Origin of the sequence: Enterobacter cloacae complex sp., from assembly GCF_900322725.1 — a bacterium.
GTDB lineage: Bacteria > Pseudomonadota > Gammaproteobacteria > Enterobacterales > Enterobacteriaceae > Enterobacter > Enterobacter quasihormaechei.
The window spans coordinates 767,573-789,436 of sequence record NZ_LT991957.1; the positions used below are offsets into that span (position 1 = coordinate 767,573).

Annotated in this window: 24 protein-coding genes; 8 read left to right on the forward strand and 16 right to left on the reverse strand. The window is 56.3% G+C overall.

Features of this window, described 5'->3' with window-relative positions:
- Positions 1–31: 31 nt before the first annotated feature.
- Positions 32–877, forward strand: a complete 846-nt coding sequence (gene sseA, locus DBR02_RS03995) for a 3-mercaptopyruvate sulfurtransferase (RefSeq protein ID WP_063868000.1) — start codon at positions 32–34, stop codon at positions 875–877.
- Positions 877–1,647: a MurR/RpiR family transcriptional regulator gene (locus DBR02_RS04000; protein WP_107533521.1), complete on the forward strand. Its 771-nt coding sequence runs from the start codon at positions 877–879 to the stop codon at positions 1,645–1,647. The genes sseA and DBR02_RS04000 overlap by 1 nt, the downstream gene beginning before the upstream one ends.
- 17 nt (positions 1,648–1,664) lie before the next feature.
- Here DBR02_RS04000 and sseB read toward each other — a convergent pair whose 3' ends face one another.
- The 11 genes from sseB to trmJ form a co-directional block, all read right to left on the reverse strand.
- The gene (gene sseB / locus DBR02_RS04005) at positions 1,665–2,441 is read right to left on the reverse strand and encodes an enhanced serine sensitivity protein SseB (protein WP_107533522.1); all 777 of its coding nucleotides are present in this window, start codon (positions 2,439–2,441) and stop codon (positions 1,665–1,667) included.
- Between the two features lie 97 nt (positions 2,442–2,538).
- On the reverse strand, positions 2,539–3,825 hold the full coding sequence (gene pepB / locus DBR02_RS04010) for an aminopeptidase PepB (protein ID WP_107533523.1): 1,287 nt from the start codon (positions 3,823–3,825) through the stop codon (positions 2,539–2,541).
- A 60-nt stretch (positions 3,826–3,885) separates the two neighbouring features.
- Positions 3,886–4,086 (reverse strand): Fe-S cluster assembly protein IscX, encoded by a 201-nt coding sequence (gene iscX / locus DBR02_RS04015; protein ID WP_003860650.1) that lies wholly within the window; start codon positions 4,084–4,086, stop codon positions 3,886–3,888.
- A 1-nt stretch (position 4,087) separates the two neighbouring features.
- Positions 4,088–4,423 (reverse strand): ISC system 2Fe-2S type ferredoxin, encoded by a 336-nt coding sequence (gene fdx / locus DBR02_RS04020; RefSeq protein ID WP_003860652.1) that lies wholly within the window; start codon positions 4,421–4,423, stop codon positions 4,088–4,090.
- Position 4,424: 1 nt separating this feature from the next.
- Entirely contained in the window at positions 4,425–6,275 is a 1,851-nt protein-coding gene (gene hscA / locus DBR02_RS04025) for a Fe-S protein assembly chaperone HscA (RefSeq protein ID WP_107533524.1), read from the reverse strand.
- Positions 6,276–6,289: 14 nt separating this feature from the next.
- Entirely contained in the window at positions 6,290–6,805 is a 516-nt protein-coding gene (gene hscB, locus DBR02_RS04030; protein ID WP_107533525.1) for a co-chaperone HscB, read from the reverse strand.
- Positions 6,806–6,881: 76 nt separating this feature from the next.
- Positions 6,882–7,205, reverse strand: coding sequence for an iron-sulfur cluster assembly protein IscA (iscA, locus tag DBR02_RS04035; protein WP_003860659.1), 324 nt, complete (start codon positions 7,203–7,205; stop codon positions 6,882–6,884).
- A 13-nt stretch (positions 7,206–7,218) separates the two neighbouring features.
- Entirely contained in the window at positions 7,219–7,605 is a 387-nt protein-coding gene (gene iscU / locus DBR02_RS04040; protein WP_015703172.1) for a Fe-S cluster assembly scaffold IscU, read from the reverse strand.
- Positions 7,606–7,629: 24 nt separating this feature from the next.
- On the reverse strand, positions 7,630–8,844 hold the full coding sequence (gene iscS, locus DBR02_RS04045) for a cysteine desulfurase (protein WP_003860663.1): 1,215 nt from the start codon (positions 8,842–8,844) through the stop codon (positions 7,630–7,632).
- Positions 8,845–8,961: 117 nt separating this feature from the next.
- Positions 8,962–9,453, reverse strand: a complete 492-nt coding sequence (gene iscR / locus DBR02_RS04050; protein WP_022649018.1) for a Fe-S cluster assembly transcriptional regulator IscR — start codon at positions 9,451–9,453, stop codon at positions 8,962–8,964.
- Between the two features lie 236 nt (positions 9,454–9,689).
- Complete coding sequence (gene trmJ / locus DBR02_RS04055) at positions 9,690–10,415, reverse strand: tRNA (cytosine(32)/uridine(32)-2'-O)-methyltransferase TrmJ (RefSeq protein ID WP_107533526.1); 726 nt, start codon at positions 10,413–10,415, stop codon at positions 9,690–9,692.
- 132 nt (positions 10,416–10,547) lie between these two features.
- On the opposite strand from trmJ, the gene suhB reads away from it, so the two are divergent.
- The 3 genes from suhB to DBR02_RS04070 all read left to right on the forward strand — a co-directional run bounded on the left by suhB (position 10,548) and on the right by DBR02_RS04070 (position 14,226).
- Positions 10,548–11,351 (forward strand): inositol-1-monophosphatase, encoded by an 804-nt coding sequence (gene suhB, locus DBR02_RS04060; protein ID WP_003860668.1) that lies wholly within the window; start codon positions 10,548–10,550, stop codon positions 11,349–11,351.
- A 209-nt stretch (positions 11,352–11,560) separates the two neighbouring features.
- Positions 11,561–13,546, forward strand: a complete 1,986-nt coding sequence (gene tssD / locus DBR02_RS04065) for a type VI secretion system tube protein TssD (protein ID WP_107533527.1) — start codon at positions 11,561–11,563, stop codon at positions 13,544–13,546.
- Complete coding sequence (locus DBR02_RS04070; protein WP_107533528.1) at positions 13,543–14,226, forward strand: DUF2931 family protein; 684 nt, start codon at positions 13,543–13,545, stop codon at positions 14,224–14,226. The genes tssD and DBR02_RS04070 overlap by 4 nt, the downstream gene beginning before the upstream one ends.
- A 46-nt stretch (positions 14,227–14,272) precedes the next feature.
- On the opposite strand, the gene DBR02_RS04075 is transcribed toward DBR02_RS04070, so the two are convergent.
- Complete coding sequence (locus tag DBR02_RS04075) at positions 14,273–15,253, reverse strand: nickel/cobalt transporter (protein ID WP_107533529.1); 981 nt, start codon at positions 15,251–15,253, stop codon at positions 14,273–14,275.
- Entirely contained in the window at positions 15,244–15,882 is a 639-nt protein-coding gene (locus DBR02_RS04080) for a DUF1007 family protein (RefSeq protein ID WP_107533530.1), read from the reverse strand. The genes DBR02_RS04075 and DBR02_RS04080 overlap by 10 nt, the downstream gene beginning before the upstream one ends.
- A 128-nt stretch (positions 15,883–16,010) precedes the next feature.
- Between DBR02_RS04080 and csiE the strand changes: the two genes are divergently transcribed.
- Positions 16,011–17,288 (forward strand): stationary phase inducible protein CsiE, encoded by a 1,278-nt coding sequence (gene csiE / locus DBR02_RS04085; protein ID WP_107535612.1) that lies wholly within the window; start codon positions 16,011–16,013, stop codon positions 17,286–17,288.
- Here the strand turns inward: csiE and DBR02_RS04090 are convergent, their stop codons facing one another.
- Complete coding sequence (locus DBR02_RS04090; protein ID WP_107533531.1) at positions 17,289–18,428, reverse strand: 3-phenylpropionate MFS transporter; 1,140 nt, start codon at positions 18,426–18,428, stop codon at positions 17,289–17,291.
- Positions 18,429–18,600: 172 nt separating this feature from the next.
- On the opposite strand from DBR02_RS04090, the gene DBR02_RS04095 reads away from it, so the two are divergent.
- The gene (locus DBR02_RS04095; protein ID WP_038416512.1) at positions 18,601–19,023 is read left to right on the forward strand and encodes a DoxX family protein; all 423 of its coding nucleotides are present in this window, start codon (positions 18,601–18,603) and stop codon (positions 19,021–19,023) included.
- Between the two features lie 52 nt (positions 19,024–19,075).
- On the opposite strand, the gene glyA is transcribed toward DBR02_RS04095, so the two are convergent.
- Positions 19,076–20,329 carry a serine hydroxymethyltransferase gene (gene glyA, locus DBR02_RS04100; protein ID WP_063450529.1) on the reverse strand — a complete coding sequence of 418 codons (1,254 nt, stop codon included), beginning with the start codon at positions 20,327–20,329 and terminating at the stop codon, positions 19,076–19,078.
- Positions 20,316–20,546, reverse strand: coding sequence for a hypothetical protein (locus DBR02_RS04105; protein ID WP_139158016.1), 231 nt, complete (start codon positions 20,544–20,546; stop codon positions 20,316–20,318). The genes glyA and DBR02_RS04105 overlap by 14 nt, the downstream gene beginning before the upstream one ends.
- An 87-nt stretch (positions 20,547–20,633) precedes the next feature.
- On the opposite strand from DBR02_RS04105, the gene hmpA reads away from it, so the two are divergent.
- On the forward strand, positions 20,634–21,824 hold the full coding sequence (gene hmpA, locus DBR02_RS04110) for an NO-inducible flavohemoprotein (RefSeq protein ID WP_063867981.1): 1,191 nt from the start codon (positions 20,634–20,636) through the stop codon (positions 21,822–21,824).
- The last annotated feature ends 40 nt before the right edge of the window (positions 21,825–21,864 follow it).

Below are 21,864 nucleotides of genomic sequence, written 5' to 3' on the forward strand. Positions count from 1 at the left end.
TCCTTTTTTACGGAAAAGAATGGAGGCAACCATGTCCACCTCATATTTTGTCGCTGCCGACTGGCTGATTGAGCACGGCGACGATCCGGAAGTTCAGATTATTGATGCGCGCATGGCCCCTCCGGGGCAAGAGCATCGTGACGTTCCCGGTGAGTACCGCGCAGGGCATCTGCCAGGCGCGGTATTTTTTGATATCGAAGCGCTTTCCGATCACACCTCTCCCCTGCCACACATGCTGCCGCGTCCGGAAGCGTTTTCCGTGGCGATGCGCGAGCTGGGCATCAGCAAAGACAAACATCTTGTTGTTTACGATGAAGGCAATCTGTTCTCCGCGCCGCGCGCGTGGTGGATGCTGAAAAACTTCGGCGTGGAAAAAGTGTCGATTCTGGCGGGTGGGCTTGCGGGCTGGAAACGCGATGAGCTGCCGCTCCAGCAGGGTGACGTCACGCTGCCGGAAGGCGATTTCGACGCGTCCTTTGACGCACACGTGGTGAAGCGTCTGACCGACGTGCTGGTCGTCAGCCACGAAAAGACGGCGCAAATCGTCGATGCGCGCCCAGCACCACGCTTTAACGCTGAAGCGGATGAACCACGTCCGGGGCTGAGGCGAGGCCATATTCCGGGTGCGCTGAACGTGCCCTGGGGTGATCTGGTGTTTGAAGGCGAGCTGAAAACCACCGATGAATTGCGTGCCGTTTTTGAACGTCAGGGCGTGGATCTGCATCGTCCGATTATTGCCAGCTGCGGCTCCGGCGTGACGGCCTGCGTGGTGATTCTGGCGCTGGCAACCCTTGGCGCGAATGACGTGACGCTGTATGACGGCGCCTGGAGCGAATGGGGCGCGCGGGACGATCTGCCGGTTGAACCGGCGAATTAATGGATAACCGCCTGGCAACGCTGTTAACGCGCGGGTCCTCACTGACCCGCGCGGAGTATCGCGTCCTCGCCCACCTCACGGAGCATCCGCTGCTGGTGGGCAACATCACGGTGCGCGAGCTGGCGCTGGCGACATTTGTCTCCACCGCGACGATTATGCGCCTGTGTCAGAAGCTCGGATTCAGCGGCTTTAGCGAGTTTATCTGGCACTGCAAGCAGCTGCTTTCAGACACGCCGCACATCACCGCGCAGCCTGAGCAGCATGCGGAATTGCCGGCGCTGTTCGCTCAGTTTATTGCCAACTATCAACACACCTTTCAGTGGGTCACCCAGGCCAAACGCCAGCAGTTTGCCGGCCTGCTGCGCCAGAAAGAGAGCTTCTTTCTCTACGGCGCCGGGTTTTCGTATCTTTTTGCCGAGTACCTGACCAAGAAGTTGCAGGTGCTGGGCAAAACGGCGTTCATCTCCGGGCCGGGGGACAGCCGGAATATTTTTCTCAGTAACGCCGCGCGTTATCAGGTGTTTATTGCCGTCTCCCGCAGCGGCGAAACGGAGCAGGTACTGGATAAAGCGCGGATAGCCAAAAACGTCGGCATGACGGTCGTCGCCTTTACCCGAGCCTCCGCCAATACGCTGGCGGGCATGGCGGATCTGCATTTCGCGCTGTATGACGAGGCGGTGCATTTCGCTGCCGAAGCCGCGGGCGTGACGTCGTTTGAGTCGAATCTGGTGCTGCTGATGGATTTACTGCTACTGGAGGCAACGGGGTGAGGCTCACCCCGCCGTAATTAAATAATGCGGTTGGTTTTAAGATCGCGAAGGAAGCCGCCCCAGCGACGCTCGTAGAACGGGGTGATGTGCTCGGTAATAAAGTGGCTGATCCCTTTCTCGCCCTTCTTCACCTGACAGATATCGATCGGCTCATCGCCCGGCAGCGTGTCGGTCGCTACGCTTCCCGCCGCCTGAATGATGTCTTCAATATCGCCGTCCGCTTCAATACCAATCAGCAGCACGGGCTGTTCATCAGCCCCCTCTTTGATGGAGCAGAGGAAAGCGCGTTTCACCGGCTTGATGGTACTAAACAGCGTGGTCAGGGAGTCAATCATCTGCGCGGGCGGCTCGGCCACTTCAGAGAGCAGCAGCGTTTCTCCCCCTTCCAGCACCTCCTGGGTGCTGAGCGGGTTGCCCTCCTCACCAATCAGGTGGCTGATTTCGCGCGGGGTGAACTCTTTCCCTGTCGGCAGTTTGGCGTTGAGGAAAAGCGTCTGCCCCAGCGTCATTTCGAACAGCGTGCGCACCGGCATCACCACGAACGCCTGTTCGTCTTCTACCGCTTCCTGCAAGGCTTCCAGTGAGGTAAAGAACGGGATCACCGAGGTGCCGTCATCTTTCTCCCAGTGCAGCAGATCCAGCGCGCTGTCTTCGACAACCTGCTCACCTTCCGCCGCCGTTCCCGGCACCCAGACGGTGGATTCCAGCAGCGTGCGGAAAAAGGCCGGACGGTGGGCGGGCTCGGTCGCCGCCTGCTCCAGCAGGGTCTCTAATTCGTTTTTAGTATCTGACATAGTTTCGCTACTTCAAAGATACGCCGGGTGGCGCTTCGCTTACCCGGCCTACAAAACCGTAGGCTCGCACAAGCGCAGCGCCACCCCGCAAAAAAGATCACTCAGCCGTCAGCAGGTTCGCCACGGTACGCACGCCCAGACCGGTCGCACCCGCAGACCACTGTTCAACCGCCGCTTTACGGTAGGTTGCAGAGCAGTCGATGTGCAGCCAGCCTTCATGATAGTTCTCAACAAAGTGCGACAGGAAGCCCGCTGCGGTGCTTGCACCCGCCGGATACGCCGTGCTCGCGGTGTTGTTCAGCTCGGCAAAGTTAGACGGCAGCTGGCTGCGGTGGAACTCGGCCAGCGGCAGGCGCCAGAACGGCTCGTTTTCCGCCGCGGCGCTTGCCAGCAGGCGAGCGGCCAGCTTGTCGTCGAAGCTGAACAGCGCGTGGTAGTCGTTACCCAGGGCCGTTTTCGCCGCGCCGGTCAGGGTCGCCATGTCGATTATGAGCTCTGGTTTCTGGGCAGAGGCGTCGATCAGGCCATCGGCCAGCACCAGACGGCCTTCGGCATCGGTGTTCATCACTTCGACATTTTTACCGTTGCGGTAGCGAATGATGTCGCCCAGCTTGAAGGCGTTACCGCTCACCATGTTATCCGCGCAGCACAGGTACAGCTTGACGCGCTTGTTCAGGCCACGAGTGATGGCGAACGCCAGCGCGCCGGTGATGGTTGCCGCGCCGCCCATGTCGGACTTCATGGAGTCCATGAATGCGCTCTGCTTCAGGCTATAGCCGCCGGTGTCGAAGGTAATGCCTTTCCCGACCAGGCAGGCAAAGACCGGCGCTTCTTTATTGCCGGTTGGGTTGTAATCCAGCGCCAGCAGGACCGGAGGACGTTCGGAGCCGCGGCCCACGGTATGAATGCCCATGTAGTTCTGCTCGCGCAGATCTTCGCCTTTGGTGATGCGGTAGGACATGTTATCCCCCGCCACGCCGGACAGCAGGTCAACGGCGCGCTGCGCCAGCTGCTCAGGGCCAAGCTCTTCCGCCGGGGCGTTAATGGTGTCGCGCACCCAGTCGATAATTTTCAGGCGGCTTTCCAGCTCTTTCTGACCGGCTTCATCGAGGTTCGCCCACTCAATTTTACGGGTGCCTTTCGGGCCTTTGTATCCCGCCCAGAACGCCCAGCTGCGGTCAGTATCCCAGCCTTCACCTTCCAGCGACACATGCTTAATGCCCAGGCCGTCAATTTTACGCGCGGCGCGCTGGATCAGACCTAAATCATCGTTGCCCGTCAGGTGCAGGGTGATACCGTCGTTGTTGATGCTGTAGGTGGCTTTTTCGCCCCAGCGCGCGTCAGCAGGCTGTGTGGCGAGCGTAATCTTCATCGCTTCGGTCATTTTATTTATCCTTATTAGCAACTAGCAAACGGGCCGCCTGAAGGCAGCCCGTTTTGTTATTTATTCTGCTTCATCTAACCAGACTAACAGAATCGCCTCCAGAATTTTTTCATTGGATGCGTTAGGATCGTCGTCGAAATCCTCTAAATCGCAGATCCACTGGTGCATGTCGGTGAATCGTACGGTTTTCGGATCGAGATCCGGGTTCGCGTCGTAGAGCGCTTCGCCGATTTCACGGCTGTCTGTCCACTTCAGTCCCATATTAGTGCTCGCGTGCGTGGTTAATGGTGTAGCGCGGGAACTCCACGACCAGATCTTCATCGGTCACCGCGGCCTGGCAGCTCAGGCGGCTGTCTGGCTCCAGACCCCATGCTTTATCCAGCATGTCGTCTTCGTCTTCGGTGCTCTCGGCGAGAGAGTCGAAACCTTCACGCACGATGCAGTGGCAGGTGGTGCAGGCACAGGATTTTTCACAGGCGTGTTCCACTTCGATACCTGCACGCAGGGCAACATCGAGAATGGTTTCACCGGTCTTCGCTTCCAGAACAGCACCATCCGGACAGAGGTCCGCATGAGGCAAAATAACAATCTTTGGCATATTAAACCTCGTCCACGGACTGGCCTTTCAGCGCGACGCGGACAGATTTGTCCATGCGGCGAGCGGCGAAGTCCTGGGTTTGTTTATCAACGTTTTTAATGGCTTCTTCTATTGCGTCAGCGTCATTGCCTTCGGCGACTGCGCGTAAGCGCGCGGCAGCCTCGTCAATCACCTGGCGCTCGGCGGCGCTTAGCAGCGCGGCATCAGCAGCGAGCGCCCCGTTCAGGCTTTCCAGCACGCGTGCGGCTTCAACTTTCTGTTCAGCCAGCATACGCGCCTTCACGTCCTGCTCGGCGTAGCTCATTGAATCCTGGATCATGGAGGCGATTTCGCCATCGGTCAGGCCGTAGGACGGCTTCACCTGAATGGACGATTCCACGCCGGTGGATTTTTCCATCGCCGTCACGCTCAGCAGGCCGTCGGCGTCCACCTGGAAGGTCACGCGAATATGCGCCCCGCCAGCAGGCAGCGCCGGGATACCGCGCAGCGCAAAGCGCGCCAGAGAGCGGCAGTCCTGCACCAGTTCGCGCTCGCCCTGCATCACGTGGATGGACATTGCGGTCTGGCCGTCTTTGAAGGTGGTGAACTCCTGTGCGCGTGCCACCGGAATGGTGGTGTTACGCGGGATCACTTTCTCCACCAGGCCGCCCATGGTTTCTAAACCGAGAGACAGCGGGATGACGTCCAGCAGCAGCATTTCGCTGTCCGGCTTGTTGCCAACCAGAATATCGGCCTGGATAGCGGCGCCGACGGCAACCACTTTATCCGGGTCGATGGAGGTCAGCGGCGTGCGGCCAAAGAATTCGCCCACGCGCTCGCGCACCAGCGGCACGCGCGTTGAGCCGCCTACCATGACCACTTCCAGCACCTCGTCAGCCTCCACGCCCGCATCCTTCAATGCGCGACGGCAGGCCAGCAGGGTGCGTTTAACCAGAGGCGCAATCAGCTCGCTGAACCGATCGCGGGTGATTTCACCCTGCCAGCCTGCGACATTCACGCTGACCGACTGTGTATCGCTCAGCGCAATTTTGGCGTCGATGGCCGCATCCAGCAGTTCGCGCTGAACGCGCGCATCGCTGCGATCGCTGATGCCCGCCTGCTCGCGGATGTAGTCCGCCAGCAGATGGTCGAAATCATCGCCGCCGAGCGCGGAATCCCCGCCGGTCGCCAGCACTTCGAACACCCCGCGGCTCAGGCGCAGGATAGAAATATCAAAGGTGCCGCCGCCCAGATCGTAGACCGCAATCACCCCTTCCTGACCGGAGTCGAGGCCGTAGGCAATCGCCGCCGCCGTCGGTTCGTTCAGCAGGCGCAGCACGTGCAGGCCCGCCAGACGCGCGGCGTCTTTGGTGCCCTGACGCTGTGCGTCGTCAAAATAGGCCGGAACGGTGATCACTACGCCGTCCAGATCGCCGCCGAGCGTCGCCGTCGCGCGCGCCGCCAGCGCTTTGAGGATGTCAGCGGAAACACGAATTGGGTTCAGCAGGCCGGCCGCCGTGGCAATCATCGGCAGGCCGTTTTCACTGGCCTGAAGCTGATACGGCAGGTGCGGGTAGCGGGTCTGGATATCTGCCAGCGAGCGGCCCATCATTCGCTTTACGGAACTGATGGTATTGGCCGGATCGCGCGCGGCGTTGGCGCGGGCGTCGTAGCCAACCGCGTGCCCCTGCGGCTGATAGTGGACCACGGAAGGCAGCAGATGGCGGCCCTGCTCGTCAGCCAGCGTTTCCGCCTGGCCGCTGCGCACGGTCGCCACGAGGGAATTGGTGGTGCCCAGGTCAATACCGACCGCCAGACGACGCTGGTGCGGTGCGGCGCTTAAGCCAGGCTCACTAATTTGTAATAAGGCCATAATTGCTTCCGAAATTAAAAATCGAGCAGCTTTTCTTCGAGTTGTTCAGCACTGCTTCGCAGTTTATCGAGAAAACGGAGTTTGCGCACAGTGTCTGCCGCGACGTCCCAGGTCTCGTTGTTCAGTTGCTCCATCATCTGCTGATGGCGGGTATCGAACATGCCCTTCACGCGCGTGATAAAACGTTCCAGACGCGCTTCATCTTTGGCCTGTTCAATCTCATCCAGCTCTTCGCGCAGCTCCAGCTGTTCCATCAGAAAGGCGGTGTCACGCACGGTATGCTGTTCGCTCGCCAGATCGAAGCCGTGGAGCGAAAGCAGATATTCGGCACGCGTCAGCGGATGACGCAGCGTTTGCCAGGCCTGATTGATGGTCGCGGAGTGCGATACCGCAGCCAGCTGCTCTGCCTGCGTCCCGCTGGCGAATTTATCCGGATGGTACTGACGCTGTAGATCCTGGAAACGGATCGTCAGTGCCTGAAGATCGATCGGGTATTGAGCGGGTAGTCCGAAGAGAGTGAAGTAATCCATAACAATCTCAGGGGTAGCCTGTTAGAACAAACCCCACGCGCAGCAAAGCCACGGTGGGGTTTCGGATGACGCGCGGTTAAACGTGGAAGCTTTCGCCGCAACCACACTCGTCTTTGACGTTCGGGTTCGTGAATTTGAACCCTTCGTTCAGGCCTTCTTTTACGAAGTCCAGCTGAGTGCCGTTGAGAAATTGCAGGCTTTTGCCATCGACCACCACCTTCACGCCCTTGTCTTCAAACACGGTGTCATCAGACGCCGGCTCGTCAACAAACTCCAGTACGTAAGCCATACCAGAACAGCCGGAGGTACGTACGCCCAGTCGCAGGCCAAAGCCTTTACCACGGTTCGCCAGAAAAGAGCTTACTCGCGCGGCAGCGCTGTCGCTAAGGGTAATCGACATACTCAAACCTCAATTATTTTGCTTCACGTTTGCTTTTGTAATCCGCAATGGCGGCTTTGATCGCGTCTTCTGCCAGAATAGAACAGTGAATTTTCACCGGTGGCAGTTCGAGTTCTTCAGCAATATCCGTGTTCTTGATTGCCTGTGCTTCGTCCAGAGACTTGCCCTTCACCCATTCGGTGACCAGGGAGCTGGAGGCAATAGCAGAACCGCAGCCGTAGGTCTTGAAGCGCGCGTCTTCAATGATACCTTCATTGTTGACTTTAATCTGCAACTTCATCACGTCGCCACATGCTGGCGCACCAACCATGCCGCTGCCGACAGAGTCGTCGCTGTTGTCAAAAGAGCCAACGTTGCGCGGGTTCTCGTAATGATCGATAACTTTTTCGCTGTATGCCATGATTGAATTCTCCTTATGTACCGATTAGTGATGTGACCATTCAATGCTGTTCAGGTCCACGCCCTGCTTGAACATTTCCCACAGTGGAGAAAGGTCGCGCAGACGGCCGATGGAGTTACGAACCAGCTTGATGGTGTAGTCAATCTCTTCTTCGGTAGTGAAACGACCTAAAGAGAAACGGATTGAGCTGTGTGCCAGCTCGTCAGTCATGCCCAGCGCACGCAGCACGTAGGATGGCTCCAGGCTTGCAGACGTACAGGCAGAACCGGAAGAAACGGCCAGGTCTTTCAGCGCCATGATCAGCGATTCACCTTCAACATAGTTGAAGCTGACGTTGAGGATGTTTGGCGCGCCCTGCTCGAGATCGCCGTTCAGATACACTTCTTCCATATCTTTCACGCCGTCCCACAGACGGTTACGCAGCGTACGCAGGCGTGCCATCTCGGTTTCCATCTCTTCTTTCGCGATACGGTACGCTTCGCCCATGCCCACGATCTGGTGAACAGGCAGCGTACCGGAACGCATGCCGCGCTCATGACCGCCGCCGTGCATCTGTGCTTCGATGCGGATGCGTGGCTTACGACGAACGTACAGCGCGCCGATACCTTTTGGGCCATAGATTTTGTGGCCGGAGAAGGACATCAGGTCCACCTTCAGCTGGCTCAGATCGATAGGCAGTTTGCCCACGCTCTGGGTCGCATCCACGTGGTAGATGATACCGCGCGCGCGGCACATTTCGCCGATGGTCGCGATGTCCTGTACAACGCCGATTTCGTTGTTAACGTGCATGATGGAAACCAGAATGGTGTCGTCACGCATCGCCGCTTCGAGCTCTTTCAGGTCGATGATCCCGTTGCTCTGCGGCGCCAGGTAAGTCACCTCGAACCCTTCACGCTCCAGCTGACGGCAGGTGTCCAGCACGGCTTTGTGTTCGGTTTTGCTGGTGATGATGTGCTTGCCTTTTTTCTGATAGAAGTTGGCCGCACCTTTGATCGCCAGGTTGTCGGATTCGGTCGCACCGGAGGTGAAAACAATTTCACGCGGGTCGGCGCCAACCAGGTCAGCAATCTGATTACGAGCGATATCTACCGCCTCTTCAGCATGCCAGCCAAAACGGTGTGAACGGGAAGCTGGGTTACCAAAGTTTCCGTCCAGGGTCAGACACTGCATCATTTTCTCGGCAACACGCGGGTCCACCGGCGTGGTTGCGGAGTAGTCGAGATAAATCGGTAATTTCATTGCTCTATAAACTCCGTACATCGCTTCAATGCAAGGAATCAGGCAACCGGCTGGATGTACGACCGAGTACGCGGGGTGTGACCACCCCGGCCTGATTCTGAATACTTATCTTTTTAATTACGCGCGCAGTTTAACGTCGATGGCGTCCTGCGAACGGGTGCTGCGTTGTGAATCCTGACTGTGCTGACGACCAGAAACGTCCAGAACTTCCTGGTTATTCACCAGTTCACCCAGGGTGATGTTGTTCAGGAAGCCGGTCAGACGGTCGCTCAGATCGCGCCACAGCGCGTGGGTCAGGCATTTATCGCCGCCCTGACAGCCGCCTTTACCCTGGCAACGGGTTGCATCAACGGATTCATCCACCGCGCTAATCACTTCGCCAACCGCAATACTGCCCGCGTCTTTACCCAGCAGATAACCGCCGCCCGGGCCACGAACGCTGGACACCAGTCCATTTTTACGCAGTCTGGAGAACAGCTGTTCCAGGTAAGAGAGGGAGATCCCTTGTCGTTCAGAAATATCAGCCAACGGAACCGGGCCCGCTTCGGAGTTGAGCGCAACGTCCAGCATCGCGGTCACGGCATAACGCCCTTTAGATGTCAGTCTCATGTCTTACTTAACCTCAAACTCGCCCCTGCCCGGGGTTTTTTATTGTAAAATGGGGGTATTGCATAGCAGGGCCAAGTCTGACATTCCTGACTAAATTGGTCAACTATTTACTTGACTGTTTTAGTCAGGTATTTAACCTTCTGTGCCGTATTTTTTGCCCGGCGGCGCTGTGCTTGCACGGGCCTACGGGCTTTGTAGACCGGGTAAGCGAAGCGCCCCCCGGCGAACACACGGCACTACTCTTTATTCTTCTGTTCAATCGACGCCAGGATCCCGCGCAGGATGTTCAGCTCCTGGCTTTCCGGGCGGGCGCGGGTGAACATACGGCGCAGCTTGTTCATTACCTGGCCCGGGTGGCCTTCACGGATGAAGCCGGTATAGAGCAGTGTCTGCTCCAGGTGGCCGTAGAAACGCTCCAGGTCGTCCACCAGTGGGTAGGCCGTCTCTTCTTTAGGTTCGACCTGTTTCTCCTGCGTCGCCAGCCATGCCATGCGCACTTCGTAGGCGATTACCTGTACCGCCATCGCCAGGTTAAGTGAGCTGTATTCCGGGTTGGCGGCAATCGCCACGTGGTAGTGGCACTTCTGAAGTTCCTCGTTGGTCAGGCCAACGCGTTCACGACCAAACACCAGCGCAACCGGCGCCTGCTCCGCTTCTGAGACGCTTTTCAGGCCGCATTCGCGCGGATCCAGCATCGGCCACGGGAGCGTACGGGAGCGCGCACTGGTGCCCACCACCAGGCTGCAACCGGCCAGGGCTTCATCCAGCGTGTCCACGATCTGCGCATTACCGATCACGTCGCTGGCGCCGGCCGCCAGGGCAATAGCCTGAGAGTCTGGTTTCACCAGCGGATTAACCAGCCACAGGTTCGTTAAGCCCATGGTTTTCATAGCGCGGGCCACAGAGCCCATGTTGCCGGTGTGCGATGTTTCGACCAGCACGATTCGAATGTTTTGCAGCATAATTTTTAGATGTCTGGGTTCAGTGTCTGAAGAATATTCGGGCATATTATCATAAACGAGAGACATAATCCGATCCCGCTGCTATACTCTGCGCCGATTTTCCTGTTCTTTAACATCCAGTGAGAGAGACCGATGCATCCGATGCTGACCATCGCCGTGCGCGCAGCGCGCAAGGCGGGTAATGTAATTGCCAAACACTACGAAACTCCAGACTCCGTAGAAACCAGCCAGAAAGGCAGCAATGATTTCGTGACTAACGTCGATAAAGCCGCAGAAGCGATTATTATCGAAACGATCCGCAAATCTTACCCGCAGCACACCATCATCACCGAAGAAAGCGGTGAACATGAAGGTACCGATCAGGATGTTCAATGGGTTATCGATCCACTGGATGGCACCACCAACTTCGTTAAACGCCTGCCACACTTCTCAGTTTCTATCGCAGTACGCATCAAAGGCCGTACTGAAGTCGCCGTTGTCTACGATCCAATGCGTAACGAACTGTTCACCGCTACCCGCGGCCAGGGCGCGCAGCTGAACGGCTACCGTCTGCGTTGCAGCAATGCACGCGATCTGGACGGCACTATTCTGGCGACCGGCTTCCCGTTTAAGGCGAAGCAGCACGCAACCACCTATATGAATATCCTGGGCAAACTGTTCACCGAATGCGCGGACTTCCGTCGCACCGGCTCTGCTGCACTGGATCTGGCCTACGTGGCGACCGGTCGCGTTGACGGTTACTTCGAGCTGTCCCTGAAGCCGTGGGACTTTGCAGCGGGCGAACTGATCGCACGTGAAGCAGGCGCTATCGTGTGCGACTTCACCGGCGGTCATAACTATATGTCTACCGGCAACATCGTTGCAGGTAACCCGCGCGTCGTTAAAGCCATGCTGGCAAACATGCGTGATGAACTGAGTGATGCGCTGAAGCGTTAAGCCCGGTAACTGCCCCCAGCGGTTATTTTTCCGTACTGTCTGTGCGTATATAAATCCCCGACGTTCAACATCGGGGATTTTTTATTAGTGGTTCTTTTACCCCTAAATAAACGTCAGTATTTTCTCTGTAATTTGATTTATAGCAGATTGCCTTTTCAATTTTATCATTACGATACTTCCTGACTAAGCGCCTCACTCAGGAAAAATAAATGAGCAACCTTATTTATTTAACGCTTGAGGGCGATATTCAGGGAAGGATTTCTGCTGACTGTGGTTCTCAGGCTTCAGTCGGCAACCGATATCAGCTGGGGCATGAAGATGAAATCTTTGTTTTCAGCCTGAAGCAGGAAGCGGGCTGTATCGGTGGCCGGTTTCACCATCGCGGACTGCAATTCTGTAAGATCCTGGATAAAAGCTCTCCGTTAATGAGTAACGCCATTAATAACAATGAACGTCTCAAGCTTACGTTTAATATTTACCGCATCAATCGGTACGGCCAAATGGAGAAGTATTATCTTATCGAATTACGTGGTGCAACAATACGGTCCATTCACCTGAATTACAGGATGAATGATATGGACTATGAATACATCTCGGTTGATTATGATTATATTCTGAGTCGCCATCTTATTGCCGGTACCGAATTTGATTATCTGCTGACGCCTGAAAATTATAACCGTCTCTTTCCGGTGGTGCAGAAGACAGTCCTCCCCGAAGAGCGGCCTGAACGTAAGGTGACGCTGGTGCTGGGGATATTCTTTGACGGCACTGGCAATAACGCGGTGAACACCCGGAACATGCTTGAGGCTCTGACGGCGCAGCACTTTGATATCAACAGCCCGGATGCGGCAACCATTCTCGCCAGAAATGCATCGGAGAAGATGGGGATAAGTGGGATCGGGGCGGGGAGTTATCTGGGATATTATACAAACATTTATTGGTTGAATGAGTTGTATGAGAAAAAATTTCCGCCAGACAGTCACTACATACAAGATGTTATCTATGTCGAGGGTATTGGTACCCGGGCAGGTGAACCCGACAATCCGATAGGTCTGGGACTGGGCACAGCAGAGACCGGAATTATTGCCAAAACTGACGATGCGGTGACACAACTGGAAGTCGGGATAAAGAAAGCGCTTTCTCAATTAAACGGTAAGTTTGTTGTCGATACCCTGCTGTTTGATATCTTCGGTTTCAGCCGAGGTGCGGCGGCGGCCCGTCATTTCGCCAACCGTGTCCAGGCGGAAGACCGCGCCATAATCGAAACAATCTCGGCTGGGATGAAAGAATATAATTATCGCGGCGCACCAGCGGGTAAAACCCGCTTCCTCGGTATCATGGACACCGTGGCGGCCGTCGGTACGGTAATGAATGGCCTCAATCCACACAGCGCCGACACCGGAAATGTCAACATCCGCCTGCGTCCCGGCGTGGCGGGAAAAGTATTTCACATCATCGCCCAACACGAGTGTCGCTTTAACTTCGCACTTAATAGCGTTGCCCCTGCCTGGCCGGAACTTACACTTCCCGGCGCCCATTCCGATATAGGCGGCGGCTATCTGCCTCAGTTGCGGGAAGACCTCTTTCTTACTAGACCGTTAGTGGAAACCCTGCCACACAACCAGCCCGGCACACAGTCGCACGTTTACCAGCAGACGATGGCGCAGCTGCGCGTGCTGGAGCGTTCACCGGTTGTCATGCCCGTCATTCGAACCAATGCTATCACCCCGGACGTATGGGAAGATGATTTCGCCCCGCCTGACCGCTACAGCCAGCCGCAGAAACGGATCTTTTCCGCTCTGACGCTACGCCATCGGACGGTCCTTTTTGACTGGTCAAAGGTGGCGCTGCGGGTAATGGTCGATGCGGCAGTAGAGGCAGGAGCGTTATTTACTGACGTAGACAGCATCAGAACGCACGCCTTACCTGATGAACTGAGGCCGTTGTGCGATTACGCACGATTAATGGGTAAAGCAGCCCGTCAGCACAGAAGCGTAAACGGCTTCACACCCGACGAGGTGGATATAATTACCCGGAAATATATCCACTGTTCAGCCCACTGGAACGCAGTGGAGCTTAAACAGTCCGGTGAAATACAGGGTGGCGCTTCAGCGTGCGAAACCGTCGGCTTTGTTAATCGGCCAGATGAAAACTGGATAAGAACGATTTACAACATGGATGGAAAAAAACGATGAAAACACATAACGCACTGACAATTCTACTGCTGCTGGCAATGACGGGCTGCAACCCGCACAAGCCTCATCCTTTACAATCAAAACAGGCCGCCAGTGGTGACTGGATTCTGCCTTATGGCGAATGGAGTTTTTCTTTTATCACGCCCTACGAGCTGCCAGCAAAAGCGCTTCATGCCCGGGTGATCGACACGGATGGTTACTTGTATACCTTTAATACCCTTGACTCCACTTCTCGCGATTCCGAATCCGTGGGCAAATGGACTGATGTGGCCTATGGAGGTAGTGTCAATTTCAACAAAGTCAAAAAGCCCCCTCAGTACATTGTCTTCTGCTGGGAGTCCTACATTGACCAGCAAACCTATGAAACCAGCGCCGTGTTCGGACCGGACACCTGGCTTCGCATGAAAACCCCTGCCGATCATACCTATCGATCTGGCGCTCCCGTCTGGTACGACAATATGACCTTCGGCCTGTCCCCCGGCGGCAAAGTCAAGGTCTGGCTTCCGGATGTCGCCGGACGCCCCAGCCTGCCCCTCAAGCCGTTGAAGATGTGGACTCACGCCGGCAAGGACCTGACTCTTTGCAAAGACTACGTTGTTCCCGGCGGTACGTTTAACGTCATCAAGTCAACGCAGGATTTCATTAAAGGCAAAACTTACCCTTACGGTAATTGGGATTAACGATAAGAGACAGCTCCGTGGCAGAGGGGAAGCAGACCGCACGTCGTTAAAACGGCCGCAGCCCCCTTCCCACCGGCACCGCGCTCATCCACATCGTGACCGCAGCCACCAGCAGAATCAACCCGCCCGCCAGCGCAAGCGTCGTCCAGCCAACCTGTCGCCACAGCACCGGCGTTTTATTGCCGCTGAGTTTTACCGCGAGCTGACGGAAGCTGTGCACCAGCAACGCTAACGAAGAGATAGTCAGAGACGTTCCCGCCGCCATCGCCAGCGCCGAGAGCATCCCCCAGCCAAATACCCCAATCACTTTGCTGAACAACAGCACCATGATCGCTCCCGAGCACGGGCGCATCCCCATAGAGAGCACAATCATCAGCCGCGCGCGCCAGTCGTCGCCGCTCTGTAATTGCGCCTGCGTCGGCAGATGCTGATGCCCACATCCGCAGTTTTCATGGTGAACGTGATGAGGCGTAAAGGCTCTGAATTTCGGTTTTTGCAGCAACGTGCGCAACTTTTTCAGCGCACGCCAGCAGAGGATCAGCCCCAGCACGCCCACCAGCGCGTAACTCCCCTTCTCCAGCCAGAAGCTGCTCATATGCAGCTGACGGGCCGGCAGCTGCAACAGCGAAAGGACTATCACCACGAGCGCAATCGCCACAACGCCCTGAAGTAAAGAGGATGCCAGCGTCAGGCCAATGCTTGATTTCAGCTTCGACGGATGGGTGGCAAGCCAGGTGGTGATGACGATTTTGCCGTGCCCCGGCCCCAGCGCGTGCAGCACGCCATAGATAAAGCTGAACGCCAGAAGAGAACCGCCCGCTTTGGTCGGGTTCTCCGCCACGGCCTTCAGCAGCCCGCTCATCTGCTGGTTGACTTCACGCTGCCAGATAATGCTTTTTATTATCACCTGCGGCCAGGCCTGCCACAGCCAGAGCGCGCCGCAGATGGCTAACAGTAAAAAGAGCGCCAGAGGCCAGAGGTGCAGCCAGCGACGCGGCTTGCTGACGGGAGAGGAGATTACTGACATTGCAACGTCACCTCCTGCGCAAACTGTTTTCCTAATTCCATGTCTTCTGGGGGCGCATCTTCTTTATCAAGGGAAACGGCAAAATTCAGCGTCTCTTCGCTGGGCGTCGGCGTGTGCACGGCAATTTTGCAGTTTTTTTGCAAATTTTCCGGCAGCTGCACGTCGCTGTCCTGGGCGTAATGCATATCGACGTAGTAGGTTGGATCAAACGTAGAGAACGTGTACTTCTGCCCTGCCAGCGGCTGAGGGTGCGCCAGCGGAAGGATAAACGTCAGCACCGCCTGATGACCGTCGCGGGTCATGCCGTACTCCGTGGGACGATTAAGAAACTTCACCTTTTGTCCGTTGTGCCAGAACTCGGTGAAGTAGTGCTGACCCAGCACGTTGGCCATCACTTCTGCCGCCAGCTTTTTCCAGATCTCGTCGCCGGGCTTTGCGTTGCCGGCATCGTACAGCAGATCGGCGGAGGTGATTTCATCCATCGTCCAGCGCATTTTCAGGCCGCTGAGCTGCGTGCCGTCCGTCACCAGCTCGGTTTTCAGGCTGATAAAACTGTGAGGATGGGCGCCGGCGGCGAAAGTGAAAACCGCCAAAAATAACGCTACCGCGCTTTGTTTAACTATTTGCATCTGTTCCTCACGTCAAAAATTCTGTGATGTTCGCCAGCAATCCTGAGTGAAAGGCCTGCCGGCGCGCTTTTCAGCGCCCATCCTTTAGCTATTCTTATCAAACATTCACACTGGATACCCGACAGATGATGATGACGACGCTTGAAATTCCATCTGTGCTTTCCAGTTCGCAGCGCCGCTGCCAGGTGCTTTTGATGCTTTACCTGCCCGATGCTGCCGTCACCGCACAGAGCATAATCGCTGCCAACGGCGTGGACGACGCCCTGGCACGGCAAGATATAGCCGAGACGCGCGATGAAATCCAGCGCTATCATCGGCTTGATATCGTCACGCACCATGATGGCTGCTACCGAATTGAGGGTTCCGCCCTGAACCAGCGCTTGTGCCTGCTACACTGGCTGCGCAGGGCGCTCCGGTTGTGTCCGCATTTTGTCTCGCAACAGTTTACCCCGGCCTTAAAAACCGCGCTTAAACAGCACGGTATCGCCCGCCCTCTTTATGACGATGCGAATCTTCGGGCGCTTATCAGCTTTTGTTCGCGCAAGCTTCAGCGTCAGTTTGAGGCCCGCGACGTGCAGTTTTTACAGCTCTATCTGCAATACTGTCTGATTCAGCATCATCTGGGCAATACGCCACAGTTTTCTCCCGTTCAGCGCAGCTGGACGCAGTCGAGAGGGGAGTACTTTACGGCGCAGGAAATTGTTCGCCACTGGAAACGGCGCGTTCCACAGGGCACGCACGGCGATGAACAGCTGTTTCTGGCGCTGCTATTTATGATGCTCCGCACACCCGATCCGGTGCTGGATAAACATCAGCAGGATCAACGCCTGCGTCGCGCCATCGTGCGTATGATTGCCCGTTTCCGGACGCAAACCGGCATGAACTTCAGCGATGAGCAGGGGCTGACCGATCAGCTTTATGTTCATCTGGCTCAGGCGCTGGACCGCTCCTTATTTGACATTGGCATCGACAACAGCCTGCCGGAAGAGATCCACCGCCTTTACCCCCGGCTGCTGCGCACTACCAAAGAAGCGCTGTCTGAGCTGGAAGCCGAATTTGGCCTGCGATTCTCCGGTGAAGAGAGGGCTCTGGTGGCGGTGATTTTCGGTGCCTGGCTGATGCAAGAAACCGATCTGCATGAAAAACAGGTGGTGCTGTTAACGGGGGAAGATAAAGCCTGTGAGGAACTGATTGAGCAGCAGCTTCGCGAACTGACGCTGCTGCCGCTCAATATTCGATATCTCAGCCTGGAAGCGTTTAAGAAAGAGGGCGCTCCTCGCGAGGCAGCGCTGGTCATTACTCCCTATCCAACCGCCCTGCCGCTGTTCTCGCCGCCGCTCATTCATGCCGTTGAGACCCTGAACTCGCAGCAGCAGGAACATATTCGCGTTATGCTCGAATCATAGTCACGCGCGAGCAGCCACCTTCGGGCGGATGACGATGGCCGGTAAGGCCACCAGCGCCATCACCCAGAACACCCCGTGCCCTAGATGCTGATAGAGGAAACCGGCGAAGACGGTCATCACGGCGATACTGCCCCCCATCGCCACCGCTGAATAGACCGCCTGGAGACGAATAACGTCCCCGCCCTCTCGCGCCGCGATGTAGCGCATCGCCGCCAGATGGCACACGGTGAAGGTTCCGCAGTGCAGAATTTGCGCCACAATCAGCCACGGCAGCTCCGTCGTCCAGCCCATGATGCCCCAGCGCGCCACGCCGCAGACGGCGGAAAGCAGCAGCAGATCCCGCGCACCGAAACGGCTGAACAGTTTTTTGCTGAGCGCAAAGATAATCACTTCAGCCACTACGCCAAGCGACCATAAATAGCCGACGGCGGAGGCGGAATATCCCGCGCCCTGCCAGTAGATGGCGCTGAAGCCGTAATAGGCTGCATGCGCGCCCTGAAGCAGGCAAACGCAGGCCAAAAAACGCCAGCTTTGCGCCACAAGGCTTCGCCAGGCGGGCCAACCCGCGCTTTCCTGATGACGGCTTTCCCCTTGCGGCATTACCGACGGGCGCAGCAGCATCCCCAGAAGCATGGAGGCGATTCCGATACTCAGCAATGCCAGGATCGCGCGGTAATCGTAGAGGCTGACCAGTTTGCCCACCAGCGCAGAGCCGATGACGAAGGCAATCGATCCCCACAGGCGCACGCGGCCATAGTCCATGGTGATCTGCTTTTGCCAGGTGTTCGCCAGCGCATCCGTCAGCGGCACCAGCGGGGAGAAAAACAGGTTAAAGCCAACCATCACCACCATCAGCCAGGCAAACTGGTGGCTGACCCAGAAACAGGCCGCGAAGACCAGCGTCAGCAGGGCCAGAACGCGCACCGCTTTAATCAGTAAGGAGGGATCGCTGACGCGGGGGGCAATCAGCAGGCTACCGAGGAAACGCGCCACCAGCCCTGCGCCCAGCAGGATACCGATGGTTTCAGGCGTCAGACCAATTCCCTTGAGCCAGACGCTCCAGAAAGGCAAAAAAATACCGTAGCTAAAGAAATAGGTGAAATAGCTGAGCGCCAGCCAGCGCGTGGAATGCAAGACCATGAATCCCTCCCGAAATGGAGGCGATAGTCTGGCGTTTATCCTGTACTTTAGCAAGTCGTTAGCGCGCTATAAATTTACGAAAAATTAACATCATGCACAGCCGGTCGGCGTATGGCGAGAGCGGTAAAACTGTATTACGTTTAAAGGACATCGCCTGAAGAGGTCGTTTGCCATGAACAGCTTACGTTATTTTGATTTCGGCTCCTCCCGTTCGCTCCTGCTTTTAATTGCCCGCATTGCCATCGTGGTTCTGTTTATTATTTTCGGTTATCCAAAGCTGACGGGGTTTAGCGGCACCGTTCAGTACATGACGTCGCTCGGTGCGCCCATGCCCATGCTGGCGGCCATTATTGCCGTCGTGATGGAGATTCCCGCCGCGATACTGATTGTGCTTGGCTTTTTCACCCGCCCTCTCGCGGTCATCTTTGTCTTCTATACGCTGGGGACGGCGGTGATTGGTCATCACTACTGGGATATGACCGGGGATGCGGTCCTGCCCAATATGATTAACTTCTACAAAAATGTGAGTATCGCGGGCGCCTTTATTTTGCTGGCGATTACAGGGCCGGGGGCCATCTCCCTCGACAGACGTTAGCCCACAAAAAAGGCCGCATAAGCGGCCTTTTTCAGTTCTGCAACGCAGGAAATTAAGCGTACACCGGGAAGCGTGCGCAGATCTCCAGAACTTTACCCTTAACGCGCTCGATAACCGCGTCGTCATTGATGTTGTCCAGAACGTCACACATCCAGCCCGCCAGCTCTTTCACTTCCGCTTCTTTGAAGCCGCGGCGCGTCACGGCCGGAGAACCGATACGGATACCGGAAGTCACGAACGGGCTCTTCGGATCGTTTGGCACGCTGTTTTTGTTCACGGTGATGTTGGCGCGGCCCAGGGCAGCGTCAGCTTCTTTACCGGTCAGGTTCTTATCAACCAGGTCCAGCAGGAACAGGTGGTTTTCCGTCCCGCCAGAAACTACTTTGTAGCCACGGTTCAGGAACACTTCCACCATCGCTTTAGCGTTCTTAGCAACCTGCTGCTGATAAACCTTAAACTCTGGCTCCATCGCTTCTTTCAGCGCCACCGCTTTAGCCGCGATAACGTGCATCAGCGGGCCGCCCTGCGCGCTTGGGAACACGGCAGAGTTCAGTTTTTTGTACAGCTCTTCGTCACCGCCTTTCGCCAGGATCAGGCCACCGCGTGGACCCGCCAGGGTTTTGTGGGTGGTGGTGGTCACAACGTGAGCGTGTGGAACCGGGTTCGGATAAACGCCTGCGGCAATCAGGCCGGCAACGTGCGCCATGTCGACAAACAGGTACGCGCCGATGCTGTCTGCGATTTCACGCATTTTGGCCCAGTCAACGATGCCGGAGTAAGCAGAGAAACCACCGATGATCATTTTCGGCTTGTGCTCTTTAGCCTGCTTCGCCATGTCTTCGTAGTCAATTTTACCGGACTCATCAATACCGTAAGGAATGATGTTGTACAGTTTACCGGAGAAGTTAACCGGGGAGCCGTGAGTCAGGTGGCCGCCCTGTGCCAGGTTCATACCCAGAACGGTATCGCCCGGCTGCAACAGCGCGGTGTAAACAGCGAAGTTAGCCTGAGAGCCAGAGTGCGGCTGGACGTTTGCGTAGTCAGCGCCAAAGAGTGCTTTCGCACGGTCAATTGCCAGCTGCTCAACGATATCAACGTACTCGCAGCCGCCGTAGTAGCGCTTGCCCGGGTAACCTTCAGCATATTTGTTGGTCAGCTGAGAGCCCTGCGCCTGCATAACGCGCGGACTGGTGTAGTTTTCGGAGGCGATCAGTTCGATGTGCTCTTCCTGACGTACTTTTTCCTGCTCCATAGCCTGCCACAGTTCGGCATCATAATCGGCAATGTTCATTTCACGCTTTAACATCCGCATCTCCTGACTCAGCTAACAAGTAAATTTTTGGCCTGAAAAGGCAGTCCTGTTGGACGACGGGCAACAGTATAACTGAATAGTTCTGCGATAACAGGTCTTGACAAACGATTTTACGCAAACGTTTACCTTCACGCCACGCAAGGGTTTGAGCGATAAAGCTCTCGCCATTTTCAACGGATTTCTTTTCAGCTTTGTGATGCATATTTTTCACGATGCAAAGAACCATTTACATTGCATGGGTATTTTTATAAGATGCATCTAAAATACATCATTAAAGTAACATCAGAAGGAAGCTGCTATGCTCGACGCTCAAACCATCGCTACCGTGAAGGCCACGATCCCCCTGCTGGTTGAAACGGGTCCTAAGCTGACCGCCCATTTCTACGATCGCATGTTCGCGCATAATCCTGAGCTCAAAGAAATTTTTAACATGAGCAACCAGCGTAACGGCGATCAGCGTGAAGCGCTGTTTAACGCTATCGCCGCCTATGCCAGCAACATCGAAAACCTGCCGGCTCTTCTGCCTGCGGTGGAAAAAATTGCCCAGAAGCACACCAGCTTTCAGATCAAACCTGAACAGTACAACATCGTCGGCAGCCACCTGCTGGCCACGCTGGACGAAATGTTCAGCCCGGGCCAGGAGGTGCTGGACGCGTGGGGTAAAGCCTACGGCGTGCTGGCAAACGTGTTTATCAACCGTGAAGCGCAGATCTACAGCGAAAACGCCAGCAAGAGCGGCGGCTGGGAAGGCACTCGTGCCTTCCGTATCGTTGAGAAAACCCCGCGCAGCGCGCTTATCACCAGTTTTGAATTTGAGCCGGTTGACGGCCAGCCGGTGGCGGATTATCAGCCTGGACAGTATCTGGGCGTCTGGCTGAAGCCGGAAGGCTTCCCGCATCAGGAGATCCGCCAGTACTCCCTGACCCGCAAGCCAAACGGCAAAGGCTATCGCATTGCGGTTAAACGTGAGGAAGGCGGTCAGGTATCGACCTGGCTGCATAACGTCGCTAACGTGGGCGATATCGTTCATCTGGCCGCGCCGGCAGGTGACTTCTTTATGGCGGTGGAACCCGGCACGCCGGTGACGCTGATCTCCGCGGGCGTGGGTCAAACGCCAATGCTGGCGATGCTGGATACGCTGGCAAAATCCAGCCACAGCGCGCAGGTCAACTGGTTCCACGCGGCCGAAAACGGTGATGTCCACGCCTTCGCGGATGAAGTGAAAACGCTGGCGGCCAGTCTGCCGCACTTTACCGCGCATACCTGGTACCGTTTGCCAACGGAAGCCGACCGCGCAGCGGCACGTTTTGACAGCGAAGGGCTGATGAATTTAGGGCAGCATGAAGGGGCGTTCAGCGCACCGGGAATGCAGTTCTACGTTTGCGGACCGGTGGCGTTTATGCAGTATGCCGCGAAGCAGCTGGTAGACCTGGGTGTGGACAAGGACAACATTCATTACGAATGCTTCGGCCCGCATAAGGTGCTGTAATCGCCCGGCGGCGCTTCGCTTGTACGGGCCTACGAAGGGT

What these genes read in the sequence shown, in the direction of transcription:
- sseA (WP_063868000.1), top strand. Translation starts at nt 32, where the DNA reads ATGTCCACCTCATATTTTGTCGCTGCCGACTGGCTGATTGAGCACGGC.
- DBR02_RS04000 (WP_107533521.1), top strand. Translation starts at nt 877, where the DNA reads ATGGATAACCGCCTGGCAACGCTGTTAACGCGCGGGTCCTCACTGACC.
- sseB (WP_107533522.1), bottom strand. Translation starts at nt 2,441, where the DNA reads ATGTCAGATACTAAAAACGAATTAGAGACCCTGCTGGAGCAGGCGGCG.
- pepB (WP_107533523.1), bottom strand. Translation starts at nt 3,825, where the DNA reads ATGACCGAAGCGATGAAGATTACGCTCGCCACACAGCCTGCTGACGCG.
- iscX (WP_003860650.1), bottom strand. Translation starts at nt 4,086, where the DNA reads ATGGGACTGAAGTGGACAGACAGCCGTGAAATCGGCGAAGCGCTCTAC.
- fdx (WP_003860652.1), bottom strand. Translation starts at nt 4,423, where the DNA reads ATGCCAAAGATTGTTATTTTGCCTCATGCGGACCTCTGTCCGGATGGT.
- hscA (WP_107533524.1), bottom strand. Translation starts at nt 6,275, where the DNA reads ATGGCCTTATTACAAATTAGTGAGCCTGGCTTAAGCGCCGCACCGCAC.
- hscB (WP_107533525.1), bottom strand. Translation starts at nt 6,805, where the DNA reads ATGGATTACTTCACTCTCTTCGGACTACCCGCTCAATACCCGATCGAT.
- iscA (WP_003860659.1), bottom strand. Translation starts at nt 7,205, where the DNA reads ATGTCGATTACCCTTAGCGACAGCGCTGCCGCGCGAGTAAGCTCTTTT.
- iscU (WP_015703172.1), bottom strand. Translation starts at nt 7,605, where the DNA reads ATGGCATACAGCGAAAAAGTTATCGATCATTACGAGAACCCGCGCAAC.
- iscS (WP_003860663.1), bottom strand. Translation starts at nt 8,844, where the DNA reads ATGAAATTACCGATTTATCTCGACTACTCCGCAACCACGCCGGTGGAC.
- iscR (WP_022649018.1), bottom strand. Translation starts at nt 9,453, where the DNA reads ATGAGACTGACATCTAAAGGGCGTTATGCCGTGACCGCGATGCTGGAC.
- trmJ (WP_107533526.1), bottom strand. Translation starts at nt 10,415, where the DNA reads ATGCTGCAAAACATTCGAATCGTGCTGGTCGAAACATCGCACACCGGC.
- suhB (WP_003860668.1), top strand. Translation starts at nt 10,548, where the DNA reads ATGCATCCGATGCTGACCATCGCCGTGCGCGCAGCGCGCAAGGCGGGT.
- tssD (WP_107533527.1), top strand. Translation starts at nt 11,561, where the DNA reads ATGAGCAACCTTATTTATTTAACGCTTGAGGGCGATATTCAGGGAAGG.
- DBR02_RS04070 (WP_107533528.1), top strand. Translation starts at nt 13,543, where the DNA reads ATGAAAACACATAACGCACTGACAATTCTACTGCTGCTGGCAATGACG.
- DBR02_RS04075 (WP_107533529.1), bottom strand. Translation starts at nt 15,253, where the DNA reads ATGTCAGTAATCTCCTCTCCCGTCAGCAAGCCGCGTCGCTGGCTGCAC.
- DBR02_RS04080 (WP_107533530.1), bottom strand. Translation starts at nt 15,882, where the DNA reads ATGCAAATAGTTAAACAAAGCGCGGTAGCGTTATTTTTGGCGGTTTTC.
- csiE (WP_107535612.1), top strand. Translation starts at nt 16,011, where the DNA reads ATGATGACGACGCTTGAAATTCCATCTGTGCTTTCCAGTTCGCAGCGC.
- DBR02_RS04090 (WP_107533531.1), bottom strand. Translation starts at nt 18,428, where the DNA reads ATGGTCTTGCATTCCACGCGCTGGCTGGCGCTCAGCTATTTCACCTAT.
- DBR02_RS04095 (WP_038416512.1), top strand. Translation starts at nt 18,601, where the DNA reads ATGAACAGCTTACGTTATTTTGATTTCGGCTCCTCCCGTTCGCTCCTG.
- glyA (WP_063450529.1), bottom strand. Translation starts at nt 20,329, where the DNA reads ATGTTAAAGCGTGAAATGAACATTGCCGATTATGATGCCGAACTGTGG.
- hmpA (WP_063867981.1), top strand. Translation starts at nt 20,634, where the DNA reads ATGCTCGACGCTCAAACCATCGCTACCGTGAAGGCCACGATCCCCCTG.